The organism is Fulvivirga sediminis (genome assembly GCF_016757215.1).
Classification (GTDB): Bacteria; Bacteroidota; Bacteroidia; order Cytophagales; family Cyclobacteriaceae; genus Fulvivirga; species Fulvivirga sediminis.
Genome location: NZ_JAESIY010000011.1, coordinates 38,631 through 64,356, shown reverse-complemented (window position 1 = coordinate 64,356; position 25,726 = coordinate 38,631). Strand labels below are relative to the sequence as shown.

Sequence of the window (25,726 nt, the reverse complement as noted above, 5' to 3'; positions counted from 1 at the left end):
TTGATTAAAAAAGATAATCAAAATTGAACTTTACATGCCTATAAATATCTCTAACAAAAGAAATAACGGGATTTTTACTTCTTCTCAATGAATTTCTTTGCATCGTACTTGGCTCATCCTCACTATTGCCATGATGAAACAAGCTCTTATGATCTTTATAAAAAATTCCCTTTCCTTTATTCTTTAAAAACGACATCATCATTCTATATTCTGTCTGCTCAGGATTACGTCCTTCAGCGTACCTACCAAACTTCTCAAAAAATGAGGTCCTTTTTAAATGAGGATGATCACTATAGTAAAAGAACTTACCATATCCAGGGTAAAGTACCTTGAAGCTCATTGTAGCAAAACCATCCTTAAAATCTTCTAGGTATGGATATGCCCCATAAGCATAATACCTTACTACGTCTAAACTATTATCATCCTCCATATATTGAAGTGTACTAGCTAACTTCTCCGGAAATGAATCTTTAGGATAAAAATCCTCCTGCACATATAAAGTATATGGAGTCTTTATAAGATCCTGCCCTTTATTAATATTGTTTCCCAAACCCTTATTTTGAGTGGTTGTAATATATTCAAAGCCATATATATTTTTAAGGTCATTTATTCTATTCTGATGCTCTTGTTTACTATTATCATCAGACACCACAATTTGACCAAAACTAACCCCATAATCCTTGAAGCTTTTAAGTAATCTTTCTAAAGATTTACTCCTGTTATAGTGAGTAATTAATAGACCAACATTTTCAAAGTTGTATCCTGGTTTCATTCGTATATTAAAAAGTTTTTGTCAAAATTTTTGCTTAGAGGAACCTTTCCCCATCCCGCCTCAAGATTAGCCACCAGTTTATTATTGGCTATATTATCATCGGAAACTTTTCTGTTTCCAGATTCATAGTTATAGTAGTTCTCTGGGTCTTCGTCGCAGTTAATGGATTTTTCTAAAGTAGAGTTGCTGAGGTATCTGAGGAAATTTTCTATTTGTATGTTATGGTATTCTAGTCCGAAAGCCTTAGCCCTATTAATCAAATCATGATCTTCATGGCCAATAGGCAAAAACGTTTCATCATACCCTCCTAATTTAAAAAAGTTAACTCGTGACATAACAATTCTGCCTTCAGTGCCCCAAAATGGTTTCTTTTTAAAATGAAGCAACACATTTTCTCCGTGTTTGTTTATCATATAGTTAATATAATACGCAAAATCTTTTCCAGTAAAATTATCTCCATCCAAATTACATAGGATTTCTCCCTTACCTACCTTATGAGCCAGATTTTTGGCAATAGAAGCATGGAAGTTTTTGGGCTCCGTGGTATGGTAATACGATAAAATACCTTGATCAATATATTTCTGCATATTATTCTTAACCCATTCGTCCAACCCGTCTTGAGAGTTATAATTAATCAAAACAAATTCCACATTAGGGTATTTAATATTGTCTTCTATATTCTTCTTCAGCGTTTCTTTCAAATGAAAGAGTCTGTTCATACAAGTTATGCAAAAAGTTATAGAATAAAACTTTTGATCTTCATTATATATTTCTGTTGGTAATTTTTCCTTATTATATTTTCTTACAAATTTATCTCTAAAAAGCCTGAGCTTTCTTTCCGCAAAATTCATCCATTTCTTTTTGACGGAAGCCTTATCTATTGCCATACTTTTTTAATTTCTATTTTGAAGATTTACTTTTCTTTAAACCTAATTTTGATTTTAAAGCGGATTTATATTCCTCCGTCGTTAATTCATTATTCTCAGAAGTTTTCGTATCATGAGGCACTGGTTTTTTGAAGTATTCACTTAACCTCACCGCTTCTCTCAACATTCTTTTCTGAATTGAATTGAATAAACCTCCATCTTTCTCAAAATTCCGTTCTTTGGTCCAAACACGACTTCGCCCATCTCTTACCATCATAACCTTACCGTGCTTCATAAGATCCAGGCACATTCTTCCATCCTCTCCCCTTATGTTTCTAGTTACAAAACCTTCTTGCAATCCAAATTTCTTCAAGTACCCCATACTCATACCATAAGCATTCAAATAAGGTCTTTTTACATGTCTTATCTCTGTAATAACACTTTTACCCAGTTCGTAAAATGAAAACTTCCATCTTGGAACTATTTCATCACCCAAAAATGAGTGCTTACCATACACCACTACAACACCAGGCTTTTTCAAGTATTTCATCATAACATCTACCCACAAAGGAGGATAAAGGCAATCAGCATCTGCTAATAGCACGTATTCACCTTTAGCCTTCTGCTGCCCTAGCTCACGAGAAATACCACAACCCTGAATTGCTTGAAACACATTTTGTACCTCTAGCTGATCTAACATCTCCTGTGTACGATCTGTTGAATTATTATTAACAACTAAGATGTCAAATGGTGTCTGTGACTTAGAACGACTCAAAGAATCAAGACATCTTACAATGTTTACTTCTTCATTCCAAGCAGCAATGCATACCGTTACCTGTGGTTTATCACTCACAACCTTACGCAAGCGTTCTTTCAGCTGTAATAAGAATTCTTCGGAATACTTATCTACGCTGTTCACATTCAAAATTTCCTTATTTATCCAATTTGGATTATTAATTCTAAACATTGATTAGATATAGATGTTATTTCAAATATATTTAAAAATAGACTTAAGCTAAATTTATATTATTAATAAATCACTTTACGGATTAAATGTTTAAAATATATTCATTTACTTCATAAACTAACCAAAAATCTCCAAACCTAACTTAGTGAGTATTAAAACCAACCATCCTTAATTTATTATGAAATTAACTTATTATGAATCGGCAAATTTTGGCGATGCATTAAACCCAAGAATATTTAAACATTACTTACCAGATTTTTTTGATCAGAATTCAGACATTCAATTTTTGGGAATCGGTTCTATTTTAGGTTTCGGAGAAACCCAAACAGCTCCAAAAAAGGTTGTATTTAGCAGTGGTTATGCCTATGGTAGCATACCTACTTTAGATGACACCTACGACATCTTTTGTGTAAGAGGTCCAAAAACCTGCGAAGCTTTGAACATTGATAAAAGCTTAGCAGTAGTAGATGGTGCTATGCTCCTAAGAAATATGGAAGTCAATAATGAGGAGAAGAAATATAAATTCTCATTTATGCCACATTGGGAAAGTGAATTGAAGTTTGACTGGCGTAAAATAGCTGAGCAAAGTGGTATTAATTACATAAGCCCAACTGAAGATCCTGAAACTGTTCTAAAAAAAATAAAGCAATCTGAAGTAGTAATAGCTGAAGCAATGCATGCTGCCATAGTAGCTGACGCTCTTCGGGTACCCTGGATACCTGTAAGATCATATAAAGGCATTAACAACTTCAAGTGGACAGACTGGTGTTCTTCATTAGAAATGAACTATAGCCCTTTCCAAGTGGGTTCTTATTACCATAACACTGATTTTATGAGAGAAGTAATAAGAGGTAAAATGAAAGTTAAAATTCCTAACGGATTATTGTCTGGAGTTTTATCTTCTTACGAAGTTTACCAAAGTGCATTTTTGATAAACAAATTAGTTGATAAAATGGAACATATAAAAACGTTAGAACCACAATTAAGTAGATCTAACATCTTAGACTCCAAAGTAGAGCAACTACTAGAAAAATTCGAATTACTTAAGAAGAAGTATTAACTTCTTCTACATACTGTCGGAGAGACTGGGCCCTACTAGACCAAGAGTTACTTTCTGCATAGCGAATTCTTTTTTCTCTGAGATCTTCGCTATCATGAAGTATCTCTTGCGATATGGCCTTAACAAAGCCTTCAGGAGAAGCTTCAATAGATATGACATCTTCAAAACTCCGAATGTCCTCCGAAAATGGCGTAGACACTACTGGTAAACCCGCGGCTAGATATTCATTAATTTTGAGAGGATAGATACTATTTGTGAGTTTATTACATTTAAATGGAATAATGGCGCATTTTGCATAATGAAGGTAATGAGGTAATTCCTCGATAGGCTTACTCCCCGTAAACAAAACATTACCATGCTTAGTTAACCTTGCCAGCTGCTTATCATTCCAAGAAACAAACCCTACTATAACCAGTATTTTATCTTGAAAAGATTCAGCAATCTTGTTAATTATATCATCATCATTTCTTACATCTAAATGACCTGTAAAAACTATTAGATCCTTCTCGATACCTTTGTACTCAGCCGGTAAATTATAGCTGGAAGTGGATTTCCGCCTAAATAAGTCAATATTCGCTGCATTAGGCAAATATCTCATTATCCGGGCATATTTTTCGTTATTACTGGTAAGCATCTTTGAAGTTCCAAAACTGATATGAGACTTTTCAAAAGCAATTTTTTCTAGTCTTGGGCCGTGTTTACTAACATATGCAGATTGAGAGATATCATCCAAAGTATAATATGCGTTAACTTTAGGCTCCAAAGATTTGGGAAATTGAGGTGTGTAAAAAGGATTAAAAAAGTTTAAATATAAATATTCATTAATATTAAATTTCGCAAACACCTTCTTCAACCTTCTCATAAAGAGCCAGTTATTGAAACGAGCAAGCCGATCATACCATTTACCTGCCGGTAAAAAGTTAATAGGCAACATGAGAGGCATAGTTATAACAATCAGATTTTCATTTACCCAGCTACGCGTGTAGTTAATGCCAAAGAATGCCTTAATACGCCTCTTTACAATAGGACTACTAAAGTTTTTCAATGCAAACGCCCATGTAACAGGGTTATCAATTAAAAACACTCTTTGATGCTTTGAAAACTCTTTAGCCAAAGATGTAGTAGTAGATGAATAAGGAGCATCACTGCGTGTTAGGGCTAAAATAACGATATCTCTATTATCTTGTTTCTGCATTTTCTAATTAAAATATTGATTTAGCCTTGGCATATCCTACTTTATAAAAAGCCAAGCTGTAGCCAAATATCCTTTTCCACTTTACATTAAGCTTATTATGGATGTAGTATTGATTGTAGATCAATGTAAGTAAAAATGTAGTAAGAGTGGCCAAGGCAGCTCCAATCAGACCAAATTGTTTAATGAAAAAGTAGTTCAGTATTGTATTTACAATAGCATTTCCAAACACAAAATAGAAGTTATAATGAGGCTTTCCTAGAGCGCTCAAAGTAATTCCAAACTGTCGGTTAAAGGGAACAATCAGTCCATAAAGCATAGTTATTCGTAAAATTGGCACCGTTTCTTCAAACCCCTCTCCTGCTATAATTAAAACCACATAATCAGCAAAAATTACAACCAGCGATACTACAGGTAACATAATCGCAAAAATATACCCTGTTGATTTCTCATATAGATGGCGTGCTGCCCCCTCACCTTCATTTTTTATTCTTTGCACCAGTTTTGGAAAAGCAATGGAGGTTAGCGTAGTAGTAGGCACTTCAAACAAATTGCCCAAACGTATGGCTGGATTATAAAATCCTGTAGCAAGGGGCGATATCATTTTGGCCAGCATCCATGAATCTATATTTCTTAAGAAGTTAGAGCTAACGTTAGTACCAAAAGTATATTTACCATAATTCCATAATTTCGCCAACCATTCTTTCGATATATTCTTATCAAAAGAGAAGTATTGTTTCCCAAAATATACACCAAAAGCCAAAGCTACCGCTATACTTACTAACTGCACATAACTTAGGTCTACCACATCATATTTATACCCAAAAAGATATGAAAGTATAAATGAGAACATGATTAACTGCCTAAAGAAATTAGAATAGAAGCTACCTTTAAAATCAAAATTGGCCTGCTGTATGCAGTTCATGTGAGATAACGGAATGTTAATTACATAAGTAATTGCATAGATAATGAACATCTGCTTCAATTCCGGGGCTGACCAAAAATCGCTCAGCCAAAATGCGAAAACGAGGATTACCACTACCTGAAGTAAACTAATGCAGATATTGAGAAATAGTGATGCAGAAATCACTTTGGTATACTCATTCCCCGTAAGGGTAGATGAGTATTGTATTAAAGGATTACCTATGAACCCGCCTTTTATCAACTCCATGAAGGTACATATAGTCATGAACAGCGTATATGTACCAAGCTCATCTACTGTTAGAGCTCTTACTAATACGAGAAAGTTAACAAAACCAAATATCAAATTACTGGAGCGCCCGAGTAGCGTATAAGTACCAGATCTTACCCAGTAAGATTTTCTACTTGTCTTAAATAGATCTAAAAGTTTCTTCACAAAATTGCCCTTTTCACTTTATCATTTATCTGTTATAGAACCTCTTCTAATTTAAGGCCTATCAGTGACTCTAATTCTATTTTAGCTAAATTATAGGCATTTCGAGCATTAATTTCTTTTCTTTTCTGATCATTAAATGAGCGTAGAGTACTACTATAATTCTCCAAGCTTTCTTCACCATTTTTAAATCTTTGCTCGGTAAGCTGGAAACTGGCTTCAATATCTTGAGTAGCACTAGCCTCTATCTCATAAATCTCTTTATTAGTCTTGTAGTTTTCATAGCTACTTAAAACAGAAGCTCTTACCTGAATCATCTTACTTTTTATTTGATCATCAGTAATTTTATACATCTCTCTAGCCTGCTTTACTGCCAACGGCCTTGTAGCAAACATTCCTAAAGGAAAACTTACCGAAAAGTTATATCGAGGGTAAAAATTATTTCTCTCGCTATCTTTATCAAGTGTAAACTCATTTAAGTTACCAGAAATATTAATCTGCTCTAACCAAGACCATTGGGTAGATCTCATGTTATATTTAGCCGCTTGTTTATCTCTAAATAAGATTTTATTATCCGGATGATTTTGCCATGCCAACTGCACTAACCTTTCTTCAATGGTAATGTCCTGAGCATCTTCTGGCAAAACGATTCTATCATAATCAATAGTCTGTGCATTTAGCCCGAATAGGCTAATTAAAATAAGAGTTAGAGTAAAGGTCAGTGATTTCATTTATAAAAGTTTTTTTAAGCCTAACTAAAGGTTTGTAATTTATTTGATTATTAATATAATTTATATATGCTCGCCCTTATCGTCTAATTCTTTCAGTCTTAATACCATTGCTATACCAGAAAATATCAACAAGTTAATAGGTTTCTGTTCCACTGCATCCTGAAAAAATTGAGCGACTGTAATTGCGAAAAATGAAGCCATAAAAGCAGCTGTTATTGCCTTATTGCGTTCAAATTTCATATCGTAAAAAGCATTTGTTGCTAGTATCATAAAGACAAAAAACAAGGCTAACTGTACAAGCAGACCGGGTATACCTTTATCCAGAGCCGTTCTTAAATAACCATTATCTGGGTCATATGTTGTACTTAACCTTCCCGCAGTTTCATTAGCAGTACCCAGACCACCACCTATAGGGTGTGACAATACATAAGATTGGAGTTTCTTCCTTTTATACTCACGGAAATTCAGTGACGGATCATCTGAATTAAAAGTAGATCTTATTCTATTAAGTGTAGATCCATAAAAAGGGCCGAATATAAGTGCTCCGAATATGAGTATTACCGCAGCTGAAATAAGTAATGTGCGAGTTTTATCTATAGTGAGCAAAAAGTAAAAGGCTAAGCCCAAAGGCACCATAGCTGTGGCTGTTCTTGTACCTGAGTAACTCATGGTTAACAACATAGCTATTGCCATAACTACCAATATAATTCTATTGGTAGTTTTAAATGGACCAAATGCCATTACAATAGAGAATATACCGGTAAAGGCCATGGTTAATCCACATGCATTTACATCTGAAAAGAAAGACCATTTTCTTACATGTCCCCAGATATAGAATAGCTGAAATCTCCTAGGATCACTGGTTAACCATTGCCACTCTGCATCAGTAAGTCCTACATACTCCTGTCGCAAACCATATAACGCACCAAAAAAAGATAATGCCAATATGAGTACAATAAAATTCTTAATAAACTGCTTAGACTTAAAGCCTTTATAGAAGCAATAATATCCCATTACCAAAGAGAAGGTGGACCTAATTGAAGGTATAAAGCTTTCCAATGGAGAATTTACAATTAAGATAAGGTCTAAACCTAAAAAAAGTAATAGAGTCACTCCATAAGCATTGGCAAAAGGGTTGCTATCTTCTTCATGAATTTCAGAATATTTATTTTTAACAAGGATAGCAATGAAAATTATCCCGATCAAAATTTCGAAAGGCACACCCATTGGCAAGTTTAGCCGTAGGGTATCCCCTATCAAAAATAGCAAAAATCCGTAGGCACCAAATATCATTAGTGCTAATCTATAGCTTGTAAAAGCAATTACTACCACGGATAGCCCCACCACTGCACCTAATACTACCCCAAAAAGTTTCCATCCAAATAGAGGGATAAGGGATGTTATCATGGCACAGAATATTAACAGTGCGAAAAATAGCACTGGCACTCCGAATAACTTCCTCTCAGAAACTTCAAGAATTTTACTCATCAATTAAATAGTGTTGTATAAAAAATATACAGGTATGTTATCAAAGCGAAGCTGATGACAATAATTTTTAACCCTGCCTTTTTGGATGAATTATCCTGCATTACTACTGCTTTAAATCTTTAATATCCAGCTTATTGAGTACTCCTCCACTCAACTTGTCCTTAATTCCATTTAAAAATTCTAAAGATTCTCTATCAATTTGCTTAATAACTGAATCAGCAGAAAATACGGTAACTACCTTATCTGAATACTCAATAAGCTCTCGGGTATCAGAAAACTCATTAAGTGATGGACCTTCTAAAAAGATGTAATCATAATTAAGCTTCAATTGTTTAATCATGTTCTGGAAATCTCTCCCTGCAAAAATTTCGGAAGGAGAAGCCTGCTCACCTGTGTTACCTATGATATGAATCTGCCTATGAGCTGTTGGAGAAACAATACCACTCACAAACTCTTCATCTGTATCTGCTTTATTTTCAGACTTTTGGTATTTGGCATCTTTACCTTCTTCCCTATTAAAGTCAGGAGAGTTTAATAAAAACTGTCCGGCCTTAATGCGCTTCCTATCAGCCTGATCTGGCAATAATATTCGGGTAAGAGCATTATTTCTAAAGTTGGTATCTATAATAAGTATTTTCTTCTTAATAAGACTTAGAGAAAAGGCAAGAGAAAGGATAATAAAGGTCTTTCCTTCTCCCTGCTTATTGCTGGAAATAAGATAAACTGAATCATCTTTTCTTTCCATTTCATACCTCAACTTTCTCAGAAAATGCTTGAAAGTTTCTCTTTCTGGCTTTTCTACTTTATTGTTTTTAAACAGAAGAGGCAATTCAGGATCTTTTATTGGTATAAAAGGAATGGTTCCTATCAAGTTCATATTTACCAATTTCTTAAACTGAACAGGTGTTTTGAGTCTGGCATCCATAAACTCCATGATAACAATCACAAATGCACAGATAAAGAAACTAGCTACTCCGGCCATAAGTACTATAATCCATCTTTTGCTCGATTCTGGGTTTCCATTTGGCTGACCCGCAATAATAAGTTTAACAGAAGTTTCTGAAACCATAGCTTTACTTAACTCAGTGTTATATCTGCTCTGAGCTTCATTATACTCATCTTTAGCATTTTCAAGTTCACTTCTGAGCCTTTCCATACGAGCTTCATTACTTGCAAAGCCAGACATATTAGATCCTAATTGTCTTAACTTACTATTAATTTGAGCTACTTTATTTCTTTCTACTTGTAGAGCCAGCTGATACTCATCCCTTTGTTGCTCTAACTGCTCCTTAGTATAGCCAGAACCAGCCCCCTCTAATGCCTCTTGATCTGCCAGCTGCGTCATTTGAACCTGAAGTTGAAATTTCAGATCTTTTATTGAATTAGCCAATTCTGTATCAGTAGAACCTGACTGCCTATACTGCTCGTTAAGCTGATCTATCTTATTTCTTATTTCTACTATTTTACCATTAATCTCAGCTCTATTATCACCGCTATTTAGCTGGCTTAATCTTCTGTTTACATCTGCTATAGATAGTCTTAATCTAGATATTTCACTCTCAGCATTTTCCTTCATAAGCTCGTATTCAGAAACCTGAGTGATACGAGCATCACTCTGCCCTTCATAACTAAGCACACCAGTAGCGGTCTTAAAATCATTATAGGCCTTAGTAGCTTGTTGCAATGCTTGTTCCTTAGCTGCAAACTGTTTCCTGAAGAAATCAACTGACTGACCAGAGAAATTTTTATTCAAAGAGTTTTCATACCTGATGTACTCTTTACTCAAATTGTTAACTACAAACGCCGACATTATCGGGTTAGAAGATAAGTATTGAACCTTTACGTAATCAGTATCTCTTACCCTGAAAACAGATAAGTTCTCTATAAGCTGCCAGCTTAAGTAACCATAGCCAGCCAAAACTTCAATAAGCATCTGATCTTCAGCACTGTAGCTAGAGAGAAGCTCCATTTTTTCGTACTTCTCTTCTATTATTTTAATAAATTTCTCCTTGCTCTGAGGGGTGAGAAGAGCTGCAGCTTCATCATCAGGATCTAAAGTCTTAAACGGAACGTCTGACTCTTTCCAATCATGCAAAGCAAGTTTATAAGTACATAATGTTAGAATCAACTCAGAAGTCATGGTTTCAACAAGGTTACTAAACTTCACTCCTGCATCTCTTAAATTCATCCTTTCATCAGTAACCTGTATTTGTCCTTCTTGGGTAAACCCGGTAGCTAACTGAGCTGTAGACTGATACTTTAAAGGCATGTTAATTGTGAGAACAACTGCTAAGACGATTATCACTGCCGGTATTATAACCAGCCACCAGATTTTCCTGAATAATAATCTGAAAATTATAAGTATATCCATGATTGACTATTAGTCGCTTTTTTATTTAAGATGAATTATATAAAGTGTGTTTTTATTCTTATTTGTTTGACTTTGAATCTCAGAGCCATCTTTTTCAATAACTACATTATTGATATCATATCCTTTAGATATTAAAAAGTTCATAACCGCTGACTGACGCTTATTGTTAAGTAATTTTAAAGAATTATTTCTTATCACCTGCTTCGCGTCGAAAGTTAATATAAATTTTTGCTGTTCACCATAGGTTGCTATAAACTCTTCTATTTTGGCCTGATCTTCATTTTTAAGCTGAGCTTCGTTTTCGCCAAAGTCAATACTATGAACTTCATTATCAGCCTTTAACTGATTGAGAAGTCCCTGGGTTTCCTTCAACAAATTTTTCATATCAGTATATCCTTCATTGTCTTTAGAAACGATTTTAGACTCATAAATATCAGCATACCCTCCTGCTCTATTACTTGTAAAAAAAACAGTTGAATCTTCAGTAATTGAGAAATAGGCGTCAAATTTTTCGCTATTTATACTACTCCCCAAGTTTTGAGGAATAGTCCATACAGTCCAGCTATTATAGAGACGCTCAGACATAAAAATATCAGCATCGCCATAACCTTGATGGCCATTACTCGCAAAATAAATGCGTTTCTTATCATGAGAAAGGAATGGCGATATTTCATATCCGCTGGTATTAACAGTAGCTCCCAGATTAACCGGTTTAGTCCACTCGCCATCTTTTTTTAGAGACACATATAAATCTTCTTTACCATGTGTATCTGGTCCTACAAAAGAAATTAGTATCACTTCATAATCCGGAGAGACATAAAAGCCTACAAAGCCCTCTTTAGTCAGTCCCGGAATTTCTATAAACTCAGGTTTTATCCATTTGTTATTTACCAATTTGGTAAAAGATATTCCTGATTTTCTATTGTAGGAATTTAATAAGTAAAGAACAATCCCTTGATCTTTGATACCAATAACGGCATTATTATCCTTATTATTTAAATTTCCTAAATTATTTGTTGCTTCTGTCCACTCTCCACTTTCAGACTTCTGGCTCATCCAGATATCAGTACCTGCATATTTTCCTCCCACATTATCATCATCAAAAGCACGACTGAAATATAGCGTTTTCCCATCAAATGATAGCATAGGACTCATTTCTTCTGCCTCAGAATTAACATTTTCACCAAGCTTTTTAGGTTCTGAAAAATGGACAGCCTGAGCTATTAAGGAATGGCAGAAACCAAATAACATATATACGATTAAGTAAACTCTCATTCAATACACAACTTTACCAAAATTTAGAATTCTTAGAGTATTTGTTAAATAAAAATATTCCAATAGCAAATTCGTGATTCCCTTTATTAAAGTCGTTTAGGTCATGAGTAAAGTAATCGTAAGAATAATGAAAACTATATTTTTTTTCAAAGGATAATCCAAATAATAACGATGCTCTTACATCATTCTCATAGGAAAAACCTAAATATACCATTTCTTTAAATCTAAGCCTCGCAGTTCCTTGCCAGGTAAGCCCATAAAGATCACTATAAGTAAAATCAGCTGAGGGTAATAAATCAAAGTTAGGATTAAGTGGCCATGCATAGCCGATATTAGCCTTATAGCTTTTCTCTTCTTCAATATCTCCTACTTGGTCACTACCAGCATCTTCATTAACTAAATTAACCGTAGAGACACCAATATAGAAATTATCTGAATACATGGTAATTCCGAAGTCTATCAGCATATTTTGAAACTTCCCCGCTCCCACTGCCAGCAAACTTTGATACAACTGATCGTTTACCTGATCTCTTACTTCCATACCAGAGTAATCTATTTCATGAGAGCTGTATGCTATGCGAGTACCTAACGCAAGGTTCAGGTTATCAGATACGGGCAAGTGATAAGCATAATTTATATTTAAGCGTAAGTATTTGAAAGCTCCTATAGTCTGAGATAGGGCCATTCCGCCTAGGCCATGATGCCTTCTAGCGCTCTGACTTGGCGTAAAAGACTCATCACTCACTCTTAAAGCATTATTCTTAAGCACATATCCTGATTTCTCGCCTACAGAGCCATTGGCTGTAACATAATATGCATTGTTTTTATTTGCAAAGTCATTCCATGACTGCCTAAAACCTGCTTTTACATCTAAAAACGGATCGATACCCGTAAAAGCCGGATTTTGAGATGGCATATTTAGGTAATATTGAGAAAATATTCCTGTTTGCTGGGCTTTTGCCATTTTAACTGATACCATTAATATTATTAATAGTAAGGTAGATGCTCTTAACTTTCTCATCTTAAAATAGTAACAGTGCCCTGAAATTTTCTCACCCCTTTATTAAGGTCAATGGTATAAAAATACATACCTGAAGGCAGGTCTTTTCCTTGGTAGGTTCCATCCCAGGCACAGTCTGCTCCTTGACAGTGATATACCTCCCTACCGTTTCTTTCGAAAATTTTAATTTGCACAGAGCTATATTGATCTAAGTTTTCGAGGTACCAGGTATCATTAACACTATCTCCATTTCCCGGAGTAAAGGCATTTACAATACCTAGATCTTTCAAAACCGTAATACTCACTTGTCGCGAAGCTACATTACTGTCATTAAAACCATCATTCACAGTAATGGATATTGTCTTCTCTGTTATGTTAGATTCTCCAAAAAAGGAATTAGAATAACGTATATTTCTCAATAGCTCTTCGTAATTAGAGCGTGTCTCTTCACCCGTAATGGTTAATATACCACTGCTCTTATCGAAGTTTATCACCAGATTTTCATTCTTAATATCATAGCCCAGCTCATCATAAAGCGGTTCAAAACCTGTGGTTATACTTACTTTGGCAGAAACAAGATAAGCATTGTCAAAATCATTAATGATTACACCTTCTGTAATTCTTACAGCGCCGTCACCCTGTTGATAAATAATGGGGCTTTGCTCCATGTTAGTCAGTACAGGAGGAGAATTAGAACCCTCTGGCTCTTTAATTGTAAAAGCAGCATTGGCTTCTCCTAAGTAATTATCTTCTACCACCTGCGCTGCCAAAGTATATGTACCTATTTCTCTGGGTTCCCTATCTTGCCCATCATAAGTAATAAGTACGTTTAGACCTTCCGGAACAGTGGTAACATTAGCACCCTGAGGCTCTCCATTATAATCAACTATTAACCTACCAAATTTAATTTCAGCCGTAGCCTTATCTATTACCAGGTTAGCCTTACCGCTTCCGGTATAATTGCTATTACTTACTTTTGCCTCCACCTGATATGTACCTGACTCTAAAGGGGCAGCAGATTCTCCATTATACGTTACTGCTACTCCAATGCCTGCAGGGTTGGTAGTAATCGTTAATGGCTTTGGTGTACCATCATAAGTGGTTTTATAATCAGAAATATTTACCGTGGCTCTTGCTCTATTAATAGTAAAAACTCCTGTTTCTTCTCCTTTATAATTATTAGAAGTGATGCTGGCTACTACATTATAAGTTCCCGCATTTGTAGGAGCTCTTGCGGCCCCATTATAAGTTACCTGATAAGAGAGCCCTGCTGGAGATGTGCGAACGCCTACTTGCTGTGCCGATCCATTATAAGTTTTGGTTAAATTACTTAAAGAAACAGCCGCATCGGCTTTAAGAATATTCAATTTTCCTGTAAATGAGCCCTCATAATTAATGTTGTTAATAGTTACGTCTACATCATAACTCCCCGCATCAGTAGGAGCTTGTGTTGCTCCGTTATAAGTAGCTCTATAATTTAAACCCGCAGGTATGGTACTTACTGATATTTGCCGGGGCTGACCATTATAAGTTTGGTTAAGTCCATTAACTCGCGCAGTGGCTTCGGCTTTGGCCACCACTAAATTAGCCGACTCAGAACCTTGGTAATTACCATGAGTAATTCGTGCGTCTACTACATAGGTGCCTGCATTTACAGGTACAGTGCTTAAACCATTGTATTTTACTTCTACAGGTAAACCTTCAGGTATGGTAGTATAGCTTACGGGTTGTGGCCTCCCATCATACACAGGCTGCAAATTGGTAAGTTGAATAGTAGCTACGCCTTTTGATATTATAAAGGTACCCGAAGCTGACCCTGAGTAATTAGGATCATCTATCTGAGCCTGTACAGCATATTGACCTACATTTACAGGTTGATCAGTACTACCATTATAGGTTAAGTTTACATCCAGACCTTCCGGGCTTGTTATATAACCAGCGCCCTGCGGATCCCCATTGTAGGTAGCATTAAGAGAGGTTAATGCAACTGTTGCCTCAGCCTTATTTACGGTAAGCGTAAATTCCTGATTATTCCCACCCCAAACATTTCTTGCTCTAAGTACAATATCAAACTCACCAGATTCTTCTGGGATCCCGGTTAAGGCTCCAGTGCCATTTTCATTGTCAATAAGTTCAACTCCGCGCGGTAACTCTCCAGACTCTAGCTCAATAAAAATACGGAACCAGTCATTACCTCCTGTAGTTATTTCATATAAATAAGACTCTCCATAAGTAGCAGTTTCTACCGGAGTACTATTAATATATGGATTTTGAGCTTTCGCTAAAAATGGCACCCATAAGCACCATGATAGTAGAAAAACTTTATTTTTAAATAGTAAAATTTGCTTCATTATAAACCAACCATAAATAAAACAGGCAATATCAAAAGCTATAACATTACAAATGATTAAAAGTTATAGAGATTAAAATAACTTACTGATAATTTGGCAAACTCAAAAAGACACTATCTTATTTTTTTAACTCCAATATTGATGAAGTTTCTCTTAATGTGTAAATAACTGCAATTATAGAATATTATTAATGATTTATTGAATTAGTAACACTAGCCATTTTATTCTTAATACTTAGTTTGCATAAAAAATTTTGATAAATGATAACAACTCGCTTTTTTGCGTGTTCATAATGACTAAAAATATTTAATGGAAATTGCTATAGAAATTTGCTTCTGGCTAGGAATATTTATCATATTTTACTCCTACCTAGGCTACGGTATATTATTATTCGTATTGGTTAAATTAAAGAGGGCCTTCTCTTCAGCTCATAAAGAAGTAGACGCGGATTTTCTACCCAACATCACTCATGTTATAGCGGCCTATAATGAAGAAGATTTTATAAGAGAAAAGATAGCTAACTCGCTCAACCTTGATTACCCGAAAGATAAGCTAAAAGTAATTATAGTTACTGACGGCTCTTCAGATCGCACCATGGATATTATTAAAGAATATCCTGAGGTAGAACACCACCATGAAGATAAAAGAAGTGGTAAAATAGCGGCCGTAAACCGAATGATACCTTATCTAAAAACGGATATTACGGTATTTTCTGATGCCAATACACTTTTAAATCAGGATGCCTTGAGAAACCTGGGCCGACATTTCGCTAACTCAAAAGTAGGCCTGGTAGCAGGTGAAAAAAGAGTACTGTCTAAAGACAAGGATGGAGCTGCCGCCTCTGGCGAAGGCTTCTACTGGAAGTATGAATCAAAGTTAAAGAAATGGGATTCTGAATTACACTCAGTAGTTGGAGCTGCAGGTGAACTGTTCGCTATACGGACAGAATTATTCCACCCGGTGGACACAAATATCGTAATTGAGGATTTTTACATTTCCCTTTCTCTGGCTATGGAAGGTTACAAAGTAGTATATGAGCCTGATGCTTATGCTATGGAATCAGGCTCAGCTTCGGTGAAGGAAGAATTAAAAAGAAAAATAAGAATTGCTGCAGGAGGTATACAAGCTGTAGTAAAGTTAAAGGGGCTGCTTAATATTTTTAAATATGGCGTCTTAAGCTTTCAGTACATCTCTCACCGCGTTCTTCGCTGGACTTTAGCTCCACTATGTCTCATTCTAGTATTATTGGCTAATATATATCTGGCTTACCTTCAAATCCCGCTATATCAACTGATATTGGTGTGTCAAATAGCTTTTTATGCCTTTTCTATTATAGGCTGGCTTCTGCAAAACAATAATTTAAAGCTGAAAATATTCTTTATTCCTTATTATTTCAGCATGATGAACTACGCGGTCTTCAGAGGATTTTTCAGGTACATGAAAGGCTCTCAGTCTGCTGTATGGGAAAAAGCTAAAAGAGCAGCATAATAGTATTAACCAATCTCAGTCTTCAGCTTCTATGGAAGAGGCCACCTTTTCCATAGAAGCACTTTTGGAGGTCACATCTCTTTTAATAACCATCAAAAGAAAAATGGCTAAAACCACACCTATACACAAAATGAACGCCTGTTTATTCTTTTTCATAGTGTTAGTTATTTGAGAATGGAACTAAAGCTGTTATCGCCTATTAATCTTTTACATTTACAATTTTTATACCATTGTTATCATAAAGGTTCCGTTTTGAATTTATATCGGCTAAAACACTAAATAACATCCAGCCTTTTCTCAAGAGAAGCACATTTTAATTGATATACGTCTAATTTATGTAGGCAAAATAAGCAGTGACCCACCGAACTGATAGCAAATTTATAGCTCCTATAGTAGGTAAGAACACTTAAGGAAAGGGAAAATGTCCAACATATGGAAAGAGCTGCAACTCACATCAAAACATAAAGTTTTTGCAGAAGATGAAATTCCATTTCGAAGCTCAAAAGTGGTGATATTAAGATTCTAAAGAGTATTCTGCTCAATTGAATCTAATTAATGAGTAGGTTAAAACACTTCATTTATAAAAAGAGGTGCAGAAGCCTAAATACAACTGCACCACTCTTTATATTCATTTAATCAAATCCATTGAATTTCATTGACAATTAGTCCGAAATAATAGAAAGCTGCTATTTCTCTATGTAATACATCTGTGTAGGACCTTGATTGCTAACAGAGACAAAGCCCTCTTTTCCCCCAACCGTGATTTTCGACATCTGCTTCACATCATAAGGCATGAAAATACCGCTCTCTTCATAACTAAGAGGTGTAAAGCCTCCTTTGCCATCTCCCAATAAGCATAAACCAATACCAGCATCAGCTCTAGGGGTTTCCACCTCTGAAGAGAAAAGATTACCTGCCACAACTATATCCAGCTGACCATCATTATTCCAGTCCTTCACCAAAATATCATTTATTGGAGCCAATTGAGCCTCATTAGGCAAATAATGAACCTTATAGCCATCTTCGGTATTTTCCAAATAGATACTACCAAAGTTTTCTACACTATAATGCAATGAGTTTTCTAATTCTTCATCACCATAAATATCCACAACGTTTGCTTGGGAAAATGACTTGTAATCTTTGTATTTAGCTTTAATAGCTGGTATTTGCTGAGAAGAACAGCCTCTACCTCTTACAGGGTACTCGTCTCCACTATTCTGATAACTCAAAACAATATCACTTTCATTATTATCGTCAAAATCGTTAGCATAAACCTTAAATGGCTTGCCTTCTGCCGCTTGATATTTATAGTTTCTACCCAGATTACCAACTATATAATCCGTATCACCATCATTATCAAAATCTCCGCTGTCAATACTAAACCACCAGCCAGTCATATTTTGATCGAAGAATTCAGCAGTTTGATCTTCAAACTTATTTCCCTTGTTGATATACACCTTTATAGGCATCCACTCCCCTACCACTACTAAATCAGCTTTATTATCATTATTGAAGTCAGTCCAAATAGCATCTGTAACCATACCGACCTCTGCAATGCCTGGAATGACATCTTCAGTTACCACACTGAAATTAGCATCATCTTTCTTAGAGTCGTTCCTCAGTAAATAACTGGTTCCAGGGTAAGGATAATTAGCAGGAGATAATCGTCCTCCAATAAAAAGATCAAGATCTCCATCACCGTCATAATCATAAGGTCTTATACAAGATCCACTTCCAGTAATTTGAGGTAAGGTAGCTTTAGTAAATTCACCATCAATATTTACATATACTCTATCCTGATAATTTTTATCATCTCTAAATTCATAGCCTCCACTAACAATATAAAGGTCCAGATCTCCATCATTGTCAATATCTACAAATGTAGCGCCCAGGTCTTCATACATCTTATCTTCTTCCGGTTGGAAATCTATTTTCTCAAAAGAGCCATCAGGCTGCTGCAAGTAAATAGCACCGTTACTTCCTGTAGCAGTACCCACAAAATAGTCATCTAACCCATCTTTGTTAACGTCAGCAACACAAAGCGCTGGTCCAAAGTTAGACATCTTATGAGGCAGTAAAACTTGCACATCAAAATCGTTAAATGTATTCTCTTTATGCTTTGGTAAGAGGGCTTCATCCGTTTTTGTAAAAAGAGGTTTATCCAGAGCAGGTTTTTCATACACGTGATTAGCTTCATTGTAATTGAAAGTTAAACTTTGATCCACAGCTACCTGCTTTTTAAGTTCATATTTACCATTGGGCCACACCACTAACAAAGAATCTATTTTAGTATTTTCGCCTAGACCAAAATATAGTATTGGCTCTACTGATGACTGATAGCCCCTACTCAAAGTAAGTTCAGATACTTGCATCTGGGCCCCTGACCATACTGTTGCCTTAGTTCCTATACCCATTTTGTTCTGATCCGGCCCCTCGAAATTCACTTTAATATAGTGTTTACCTACATCATTAGATCTATTCTCATAAATATCTGCTACGTGATCAATGTTATTGATAATCAACTCTAAATCACCATCGTTATCCAGATCGGCATAAGTAGCTCCATTAGAAAATCCTTTTTCCTCCAGCCCCCAAGCTTCTATTTTCTTCTCAAAAGTAAGATCTCCATTGTTCTTAAAAATGTAATTAGCAATAGGCTCTGAAGGCATTTTGTGAACGTTGTCCAGTTCATTGCTCTTTGACTTCTCTGTGGTGGCCTTAAAGTATACCTGACGTTCTGCATCTAGTTTATTAAAGAAGTCATTGTTATTAATATCTCTTCGAGTACCGTTAGAGATAAAAATATCCTTCCAACCATCATTATCAAAATCAGCAAATAAAGGAGACCAACTCCAATCAGTGGAAGAGACCCCAGCTATCTTAGCAATATTGCTAAACTGAGGATTTCCCGCATCGTCTAAGCCCCGGTTTAGCTGCAAGGTATTGTACATGTACTGATGATGAAGTCCCAAGTCTACCAGTTCATAAAAGCCAGCTGTGTTCATCCCTGCCATGTTTTCTTTATTACGTCTGTGATCTTCAGGAGTCATGTCCACTTGTAGAATATCCATATACCCGTCATTATTAAAATCAGCTATATCGGTACCCATTCCATAGTAAGAGGTTTGTCTCAAAGACTGGGCAGTAACATCCTTAAAAGTTCCATCTCCATTATTGATATAGCAGAAATCAGGACTAGCAAAATCACTGGAGATATAAATGTCTTTATAACCATCGTTATTGAGATCAGTGACAGTGGCACTAAGGGATAAACTAAAAGACAGCAACCCTGCTTCCTCCGTAACATTGACAAATGTACCATCACCATTATTTCTATAAAGGTGATCAGAAGAATGCATCTGCGGGTGTTTAATCATCTGACTATAGAAAAAAGAAGGTGTTTTGAAATCCGTAATAGGATAATTTGCTACATATAAATCGAGATCTCCATCATTATCATAGTCAAAGAAAGTACTTTGGGTACTGTGTCCGGGGTCATCAATACCGTATTTCTTGGCAAGCTCTTTAAAAACAGGAATGCCATTTTCATTTACACCCTGATTTACGAAGAGCTGATTCCTACATACTTTATTTCTACCACTTATACTGATGTAGATATCCTTCAATCCATCGTTATTAATATCGCAAATAGTAGCACCGTGCATCCAGCTGCCATCCCCGGCAGTACCAGACGCTACTGTAACGTCGTCAAATTTTAAGTCCCCCTTATTCAAATACAGCTTGTTTTCCACCATGTTTCCTGTAAAATAAATATCAGGAAGACCGTCATTATTAAAATCGGCTACGGACACTCCACCTCCCATATATATATAAGGGTAGTTGAAATAATTGAAGGTATCAGTCTCTGTTAGTTGGTTGTTGAAATTTATTTGAGAATGGTCAATTGATACTTTTTTAAATAAAGTGCCCTTTAGGGAATAATTTTGATGCTCCTTTTCTGATGCTTGTTCATTACAGGAACAAATAACAATTAAAGATAAAATTGCTAAAGCAAGATGATTAGTAGAGCGCATTTTGTTAGGTTATAATAGGTTTGAAAACAAAATGACCGACTTAAAGCATAAGGTAGGAAGTTTATAATGTGCTTTAAGCCGGTCACTTTCAATATATTGTCTTAATTGTAGCCAGGGTTTTGGTCTGCGTTAGTCACTTTATCATTTGAATTAATTTCCCTTTGAGGAAGAGGAAATATTTCATTTTTCCCGGCTTCGAATCCAAATTGAGATAATACATCAGCAGCTAATCCCCAGCGCACCAAATCAGGAAATCTGGCTTGTTCTCCAGCTAATTCCACCATTCTTTCATGGACAATGGCATCAAACCTTTCTTGCTTAGTACTAACAGGATAAATAGGATTCATTTCCGTTGATCCATATTGAGGCATGCCCACACGGTCACGAACTTGATTTAAATAGCCAATAGCATCAACACCATCACCAGATAATTCATTTTCAATCTCTGCCAACATTAGAAGAACATCCGCATATCTAATCACTCTGAAATTAATACCTGAGGCCTGATCTTCATTGGCATCTTTATAATAGTTCTGATATTTTCTCCACCCTGCTCTTCTGCCGCTTGGAATATATATCTGATCATCAGGCACTGTTTCTGGTACAGCTCCTGTCATTATAGTCTGCCCCGTTGACTCCAGTACATCTCCCTCCGTATAAAAATTAGCCTCAAAACGTGGGTCATTAGTTTCATACTCATCTAATAACATGTCTGAAGGATAAACATTGAACCAATCTTTCCATCCATACTCTTGACCTCTAAAAGTTACTTCATTGAACCCAGCACCAGTTACATCAGAATTCCATTTATCAGCATCTGGCAAATCATCATTATACTGAATTTCAAAAATTGATTCGTCATTATGCTCAGTCTCTTCAAAAAAATTATCTTCATAATCATCGACCAACTTATAATTACCTACCACCTTTAATAGAGCTTCTCTAGCCTTTTCATAATTTTTTCTATACAAGTAGACTTTTCCTAGTAAAGCACTAGCGGCACCTGAAGTAGCTCTGCCTGGTTGCATCTCTGACTTACCTAAAAGATTCTCTTCGGCATATTCTAAATCTGGGATGATAATTTTAGTATAAATTTCCTCTTTAGAAGTGATAGGTCTACCTTCCCCTGAGGTAGGCACCTCCGTAACCAAAGGAACATCACCGAACCTAGTAACCAAGAGGAAGTAATAAAATGCTCTTAAAAATCGCGCTTCCCCAAGAAACTTAACACGAAGTTCATCAGAAACAAGATCCGAAATTTCAATAATTTTATCCTCATTAGTTATGACATAATTGGCCTTATTTATTCCTCGAAAACAACTTTCGTAAAATGCTCCAATTCCGCCATGAGAGGCATCGAATTTAAACTCCAGATACTGTCTCTTATCAGCCTCCAATTGAGAATTACCCTCATTTTCATGAGCCATATTATCCATGGCAAAGAACATATGGCGAGAATAAAGGCCATTAGTTTGCAAGTTCGCATAAATGGCGTTTACAGCCGCTTGAACTTGTGGCAAATTCTGCCAGTAACTTGATGCAGTTTGTTTGTTAGGGTTTTCTAGTGAGAGCTTATCTTCACAGCCCATACCTACCCCTATAAGAATAAATATTGTAAGTATTAATTTATATTTTTTCATGATGGATTCGATTAAAATGTGATTTCTATTCCCCCTATAATTGATTTGGCTACAGGGTAGTTACCAAAATCAATTCCTGTTGTAAAATTAGCTGTAGGTTGTCCGTTACCATTTGTAGCCACCGATCCGATAGCTCCGGGAGGTGTATTGGGGGCAGACGCTGAATAAGCTCCAATTTCAGGATCTAGTCCGCTATAATCTGTTATCGTAACCAAATTTTGAGCACTTACATAAATGCGGAATTTTGAAATCTTCCCATTGAAAATATTAGTTGGCAAATTATACCCTAAAGTAATATTTCTTAATCGGGCAAAAGAGCCATCTTCAACAAAACGACTGCTCACCTGAGTATTGGTACCTGCGCCTCTCACTCTAGGTATAGTGTTGGATGTGCCTTCTCCTTGCCAGCTATCTAGAACTTCCACTCCTGAATTAAACAGACGAGTCATCCCTTGTAAATCATAGATATTAGTATTATAAATATCATTTCCACTAACACCATTGATAAAAACACTTAAATCAAAATTCTTGTAAGAACCAGATAGATTAAGACCATAAGTTAACGTTGGGAATGGGTTTCCTATAAATGTTCTATCCTCATCGTTGATAACACCATCATTATTAACATCAACTATTCTAAAATCACCTGGTTGAACCCCAGACTGATCTGCATGAGCCTCTATTTCTGCTTGATTTTGGAATATCCCGTCAAACTTCCAGCCATAGAACCCAAAAGCAGGATGCCCCACTTGAGCTCTCGTAATCGCTTGCCCTTCAAAATCAGCTCCTTGAATAAAATCATTGCTACCAAGATCTAATACCTCATTTTTACTTGTTCCTAGATTAAGTGATGCCGACCATTGAAAATCTCCTGAATAGTCGTTATAACCAAGCACAACCTCTGCTCCTTTGGTTTCCATAGAACCAATGTTTTCGATAAATGTACCTTGGTGAAAACCAGAAGAGGTAGGTAATAATCTAGGCAGAAGCAACTCATCACTTTTATTAATATAATATTCAAATGTAAAAGTTAATTTATCATCCAGAATTCCTGCATCTAAACCAATGTTAGTCATGGTAGTTTGCTCCCATTTCAAATCAGGATTTGGCAGGCCTCCATAGGTTGCGCCCAGCACAGCATTACCTTCAATAGGATAATAGAAAACATCTTCAATTACATCTAAATAACGGTAGTTCCCGATATTATCATTACCAGTTCTTCCCCAGCTTCCTCTCAACTTCAAATTGCTAATTAAACTGACATCAGACATGAAGGCTTCATCGCTAATCCTCCATCCTAATGATAATGAAGGGAAAGAACCCCATCGTTCATTTTCTCCAAAGCGAGAAGATGCATCTCTTCTAAATGAGGCAGAAAATAAGTACTTACCATCATAGTTGTAATTTATCCGACCAAGCAAACCAAATCTTTTGTATTCTTCCGTGAAGGATTGCAAGGTTTGGTTGACGTTATTTATCTGATTAATTTCATTGGTTAAGAAATTCTCACTTCGTCCGTTATGATTTTTGGTAGTGGTGGTAATCCACTCGGTAAGTAAGAGCACTTCAAAATTATGCTTCTCTGCTAAAGTCTTTGAGTAATTTAAGCTGTTAGTGAAATTTGTTGTTAATAATTGGCCATCACTAACTGAAATAATTGCTCTGTTGGACGTATGAGTTCCTCCATCAGAATCATCGTCATAAGCTGGTGTGAAACTATTGTAATGAAAGGTTGAATATTCTCCCCCTAATTGTGTTTTAAATTTCAACCCTTCTATAATTTCGTATTGTGCGAAAACATTACCTAACACTGTGCTTCTTTCATTAGTAGTTTGGAATAACTTTAAAATTCTCACTGGATTCTCGGCATCTTGTCCGTCAATACTGGTATTTGGGCCTTGAAAGCCTCCTGGATTATCCACGTTGGTCACAGGAAGATAAGGAGCGCTCTTAATAGCGTGCTCAAGAATAGAACGACCTCCGTTGTTTGTTTCAGGGCTTTGCTCACTAATGGCTAATGATAGTGTCTGTCCAAATTCAAATTTACCAAGAGTGTAATTACTATTACCTCTTAAATTAAATCTCTCATAATCAGTTTCAATAAGCACACCCTCCTGATTGATATAGCCAGCAGATATTCTATAATTACTATTCTCTCCACCACCGGAAACACCAATATTATAATTTTGCATCAAACCGGCTCTGAATATCTCATCTTGCCAATCAGTGTTGTTATTCAATAGCTCAGCATATTGAGGTGCAGTAAACCTAGACGGAGGTGTATTATCATCATAAGTCATTATATTCGTAGCATAATCGATATATTGATCCGTACTCAAAAGGTCAAAACGATTTGAAGTCCATTGACTACCAACGTAGCTACCGAAAGTTACTTTAACAGCTCCTGATTTACCCTGTTTTGTAGTTACAATGACTACGCCGTTTGAACCTTTAGATCCATATACCGCGGTAGTAGATGCATCTTTCAACACCTGAATAGATTCTATATCAGAAGGGTTAATATCACCAATACCTGAAACTATAATTCCATCTACTACAAATAATGGAGTATTGTTGTTAACGGTACTAAGTCCTCTAATTCTTATAGTAGGATTTGTTCCAGGAGATCCATTATTAACTACAGTCACACCAGGTGCACGTCCCTGCAACGCCTGATCTGCGGTAGCTACCGGTACAGAGGTTATTTCCTCTGCGTCTACGGAAGCAATAGCTCCAGTTACATCAGCTCTCTTCTGGGTACCATACCCCACAACCACCACCTCACTAAGCTGCTGTGTATCATCAGCGAGTGTCACGTTAAGTGTTGTTTGAGATCCCACGGTTACCTCCTTAGCTTGGTAGCCGATAAAAGAAATTATAAGAACATCTGAAGGAGAAGCCGAAAGTGTGTAATCACCATTAATGTCGGTGACCGTACCTTTGCTAGTACCCTTCACTAATACTGAAGCCCCAGGTAATGGAGAACCTGCATCGTCGGTGATTCTCCCCTTTATCTGTGTCTGTGAGTAAGAAAATGTGGTTATAAAGATAAGGAGCATGATCAGTCCAGGCACGATCCTACCCCGTAATCGGAGTGTATATGATTGCATCATGTAGTAGGGTTTAGTTTAATTAAT

At 36.1% G+C, this 25,726-nt stretch carries 17 protein-coding genes; 2 read left to right on the top strand and 15 right to left on the bottom strand.

The window, feature by feature from the left end; genetic code table 11:
* Nucleotides 1-4 precede the first annotated feature (4 nt).
* From JL102_RS18690 to JL102_RS18680, 3 genes are read right to left on the bottom strand one after another with little or no spacing between them, the layout of a single operon-like run.
* Complete coding sequence (locus JL102_RS18690; RefSeq protein ID WP_202245981.1) at nucleotides 5-772, bottom strand: glycosyltransferase; 768 nt, start codon at nucleotides 770-772, stop codon at nucleotides 5-7.
* Nucleotides 769-1,659 carry a glycosyltransferase family 2 protein gene (locus tag JL102_RS18685; RefSeq protein WP_202245980.1) on the bottom strand — a complete coding sequence of 297 codons (891 nt, stop codon included), beginning with the start codon at nucleotides 1,657-1,659 and terminating at the stop codon, nucleotides 769-771. The genes JL102_RS18690 and JL102_RS18685 overlap by 4 nt, the downstream gene beginning before the upstream one ends.
* 13 nt (nucleotides 1,660-1,672) lie before the next feature.
* Nucleotides 1,673-2,605: a glycosyltransferase family 2 protein gene (locus tag JL102_RS18680; RefSeq protein ID WP_202245979.1), complete on the bottom strand. Its 933-nt coding sequence runs from the start codon at nucleotides 2,603-2,605 to the stop codon at nucleotides 1,673-1,675.
* Nucleotides 2,606-2,783: 178 nt separating this feature from the next.
* Between JL102_RS18680 and JL102_RS18675 the strand changes: the two genes are divergently transcribed.
* Nucleotides 2,784-3,665, top strand: a complete 882-nt coding sequence (locus tag JL102_RS18675; protein ID WP_202245978.1) for a polysaccharide pyruvyl transferase family protein — start codon at nucleotides 2,784-2,786, stop codon at nucleotides 3,663-3,665.
* Here JL102_RS18675 and JL102_RS18670 read toward each other — a convergent pair.
* From JL102_RS18670 to JL102_RS18635, 8 genes are all read right to left on the bottom strand, one after another.
* Complete coding sequence (locus tag JL102_RS18670; protein ID WP_202245977.1) at nucleotides 3,649-4,860, bottom strand: glycosyltransferase; 1,212 nt, start codon at nucleotides 4,858-4,860, stop codon at nucleotides 3,649-3,651. The genes JL102_RS18675 and JL102_RS18670 overlap by 17 nt on opposite strands.
* Before the next feature lie 7 nt (nucleotides 4,861-4,867).
* The gene (locus JL102_RS18665) at nucleotides 4,868-6,214 is read right to left on the bottom strand and encodes a flippase (RefSeq protein WP_202245976.1); all 1,347 of its coding nucleotides are present in this window, start codon (nucleotides 6,212-6,214) and stop codon (nucleotides 4,868-4,870) included.
* A 32-nt stretch (nucleotides 6,215-6,246) separates the two neighbouring features.
* The gene (locus JL102_RS18660; protein WP_202245975.1) at nucleotides 6,247-6,942 is read right to left on the bottom strand and encodes a TolC family protein; all 696 of its coding nucleotides are present in this window, start codon (nucleotides 6,940-6,942) and stop codon (nucleotides 6,247-6,249) included.
* A gap of 60 nt (nucleotides 6,943-7,002) precedes the next feature.
* Nucleotides 7,003-8,430 carry an O-antigen ligase family protein gene (locus tag JL102_RS18655; RefSeq protein WP_202245974.1) on the bottom strand — a complete coding sequence of 476 codons (1,428 nt, stop codon included), beginning with the start codon at nucleotides 8,428-8,430 and terminating at the stop codon, nucleotides 7,003-7,005.
* 103 nt (nucleotides 8,431-8,533) lie between these two features.
* The gene (locus tag JL102_RS18650; RefSeq protein ID WP_202245973.1) at nucleotides 8,534-10,801 is read right to left on the bottom strand and encodes an exopolysaccharide transport family protein; all 2,268 of its coding nucleotides are present in this window, start codon (nucleotides 10,799-10,801) and stop codon (nucleotides 8,534-8,536) included.
* A gap of 21 nt (nucleotides 10,802-10,822) precedes the next feature.
* Nucleotides 10,823-12,076 (bottom strand): PD40 domain-containing protein, encoded by a 1,254-nt coding sequence (locus JL102_RS18645; protein ID WP_202245972.1) that lies wholly within the window; start codon nucleotides 12,074-12,076, stop codon nucleotides 10,823-10,825.
* 13 nt (nucleotides 12,077-12,089) lie between these two features.
* Nucleotides 12,090-13,097, bottom strand: coding sequence for a PorP/SprF family type IX secretion system membrane protein (locus tag JL102_RS18640; RefSeq protein WP_202245971.1), 1,008 nt, complete (start codon nucleotides 13,095-13,097; stop codon nucleotides 12,090-12,092).
* Entirely contained in the window at nucleotides 13,094-15,427 is a 2,334-nt protein-coding gene (locus JL102_RS18635; RefSeq protein WP_202245970.1) for an MBG domain-containing protein, read from the bottom strand. Before JL102_RS18635 ends, JL102_RS18640 begins: the two co-directional genes overlap by 4 nt.
* A 309-nt stretch (nucleotides 15,428-15,736) precedes the next feature.
* Between JL102_RS18635 and JL102_RS18630 the strand changes: the two genes are divergently transcribed.
* A complete protein-coding gene (locus JL102_RS18630) occupies nucleotides 15,737-16,915 on the top strand; it encodes a glycosyltransferase family 2 protein (protein ID WP_202245969.1) in 1,179 nt (392 codons plus the stop codon).
* 15 nt (nucleotides 16,916-16,930) lie between these two features.
* On the opposite strand, the gene JL102_RS18625 is transcribed toward JL102_RS18630, so the two are convergent.
* The 4 genes from JL102_RS18625 to JL102_RS18610 all read right to left on the bottom strand — a co-directional run bounded on the left by JL102_RS18625 (nucleotide 16,931) and on the right by JL102_RS18610 (nucleotide 25,702).
* The gene (locus JL102_RS18625; protein WP_202245968.1) at nucleotides 16,931-17,071 is read right to left on the bottom strand and encodes a hypothetical protein; all 141 of its coding nucleotides are present in this window, start codon (nucleotides 17,069-17,071) and stop codon (nucleotides 16,931-16,933) included.
* A gap of 530 nt (nucleotides 17,072-17,601) precedes the next feature.
* Entirely contained in the window at nucleotides 17,602-20,949 is a 3,348-nt protein-coding gene (locus JL102_RS18620) for a VCBS repeat-containing protein (RefSeq protein ID WP_202245967.1), read from the bottom strand.
* Nucleotides 20,950-21,050: 101 nt separating this feature from the next.
* Nucleotides 21,051-22,589, bottom strand: coding sequence for a RagB/SusD family nutrient uptake outer membrane protein (locus tag JL102_RS18615; protein ID WP_202245966.1), 1,539 nt, complete (start codon nucleotides 22,587-22,589; stop codon nucleotides 21,051-21,053).
* 11 nt (nucleotides 22,590-22,600) lie between these two features.
* Entirely contained in the window at nucleotides 22,601-25,702 is a 3,102-nt protein-coding gene (locus JL102_RS18610; protein ID WP_202245965.1) for a SusC/RagA family TonB-linked outer membrane protein, read from the bottom strand.
* Nucleotides 25,703-25,726: the final 24 nt, after the last annotated feature.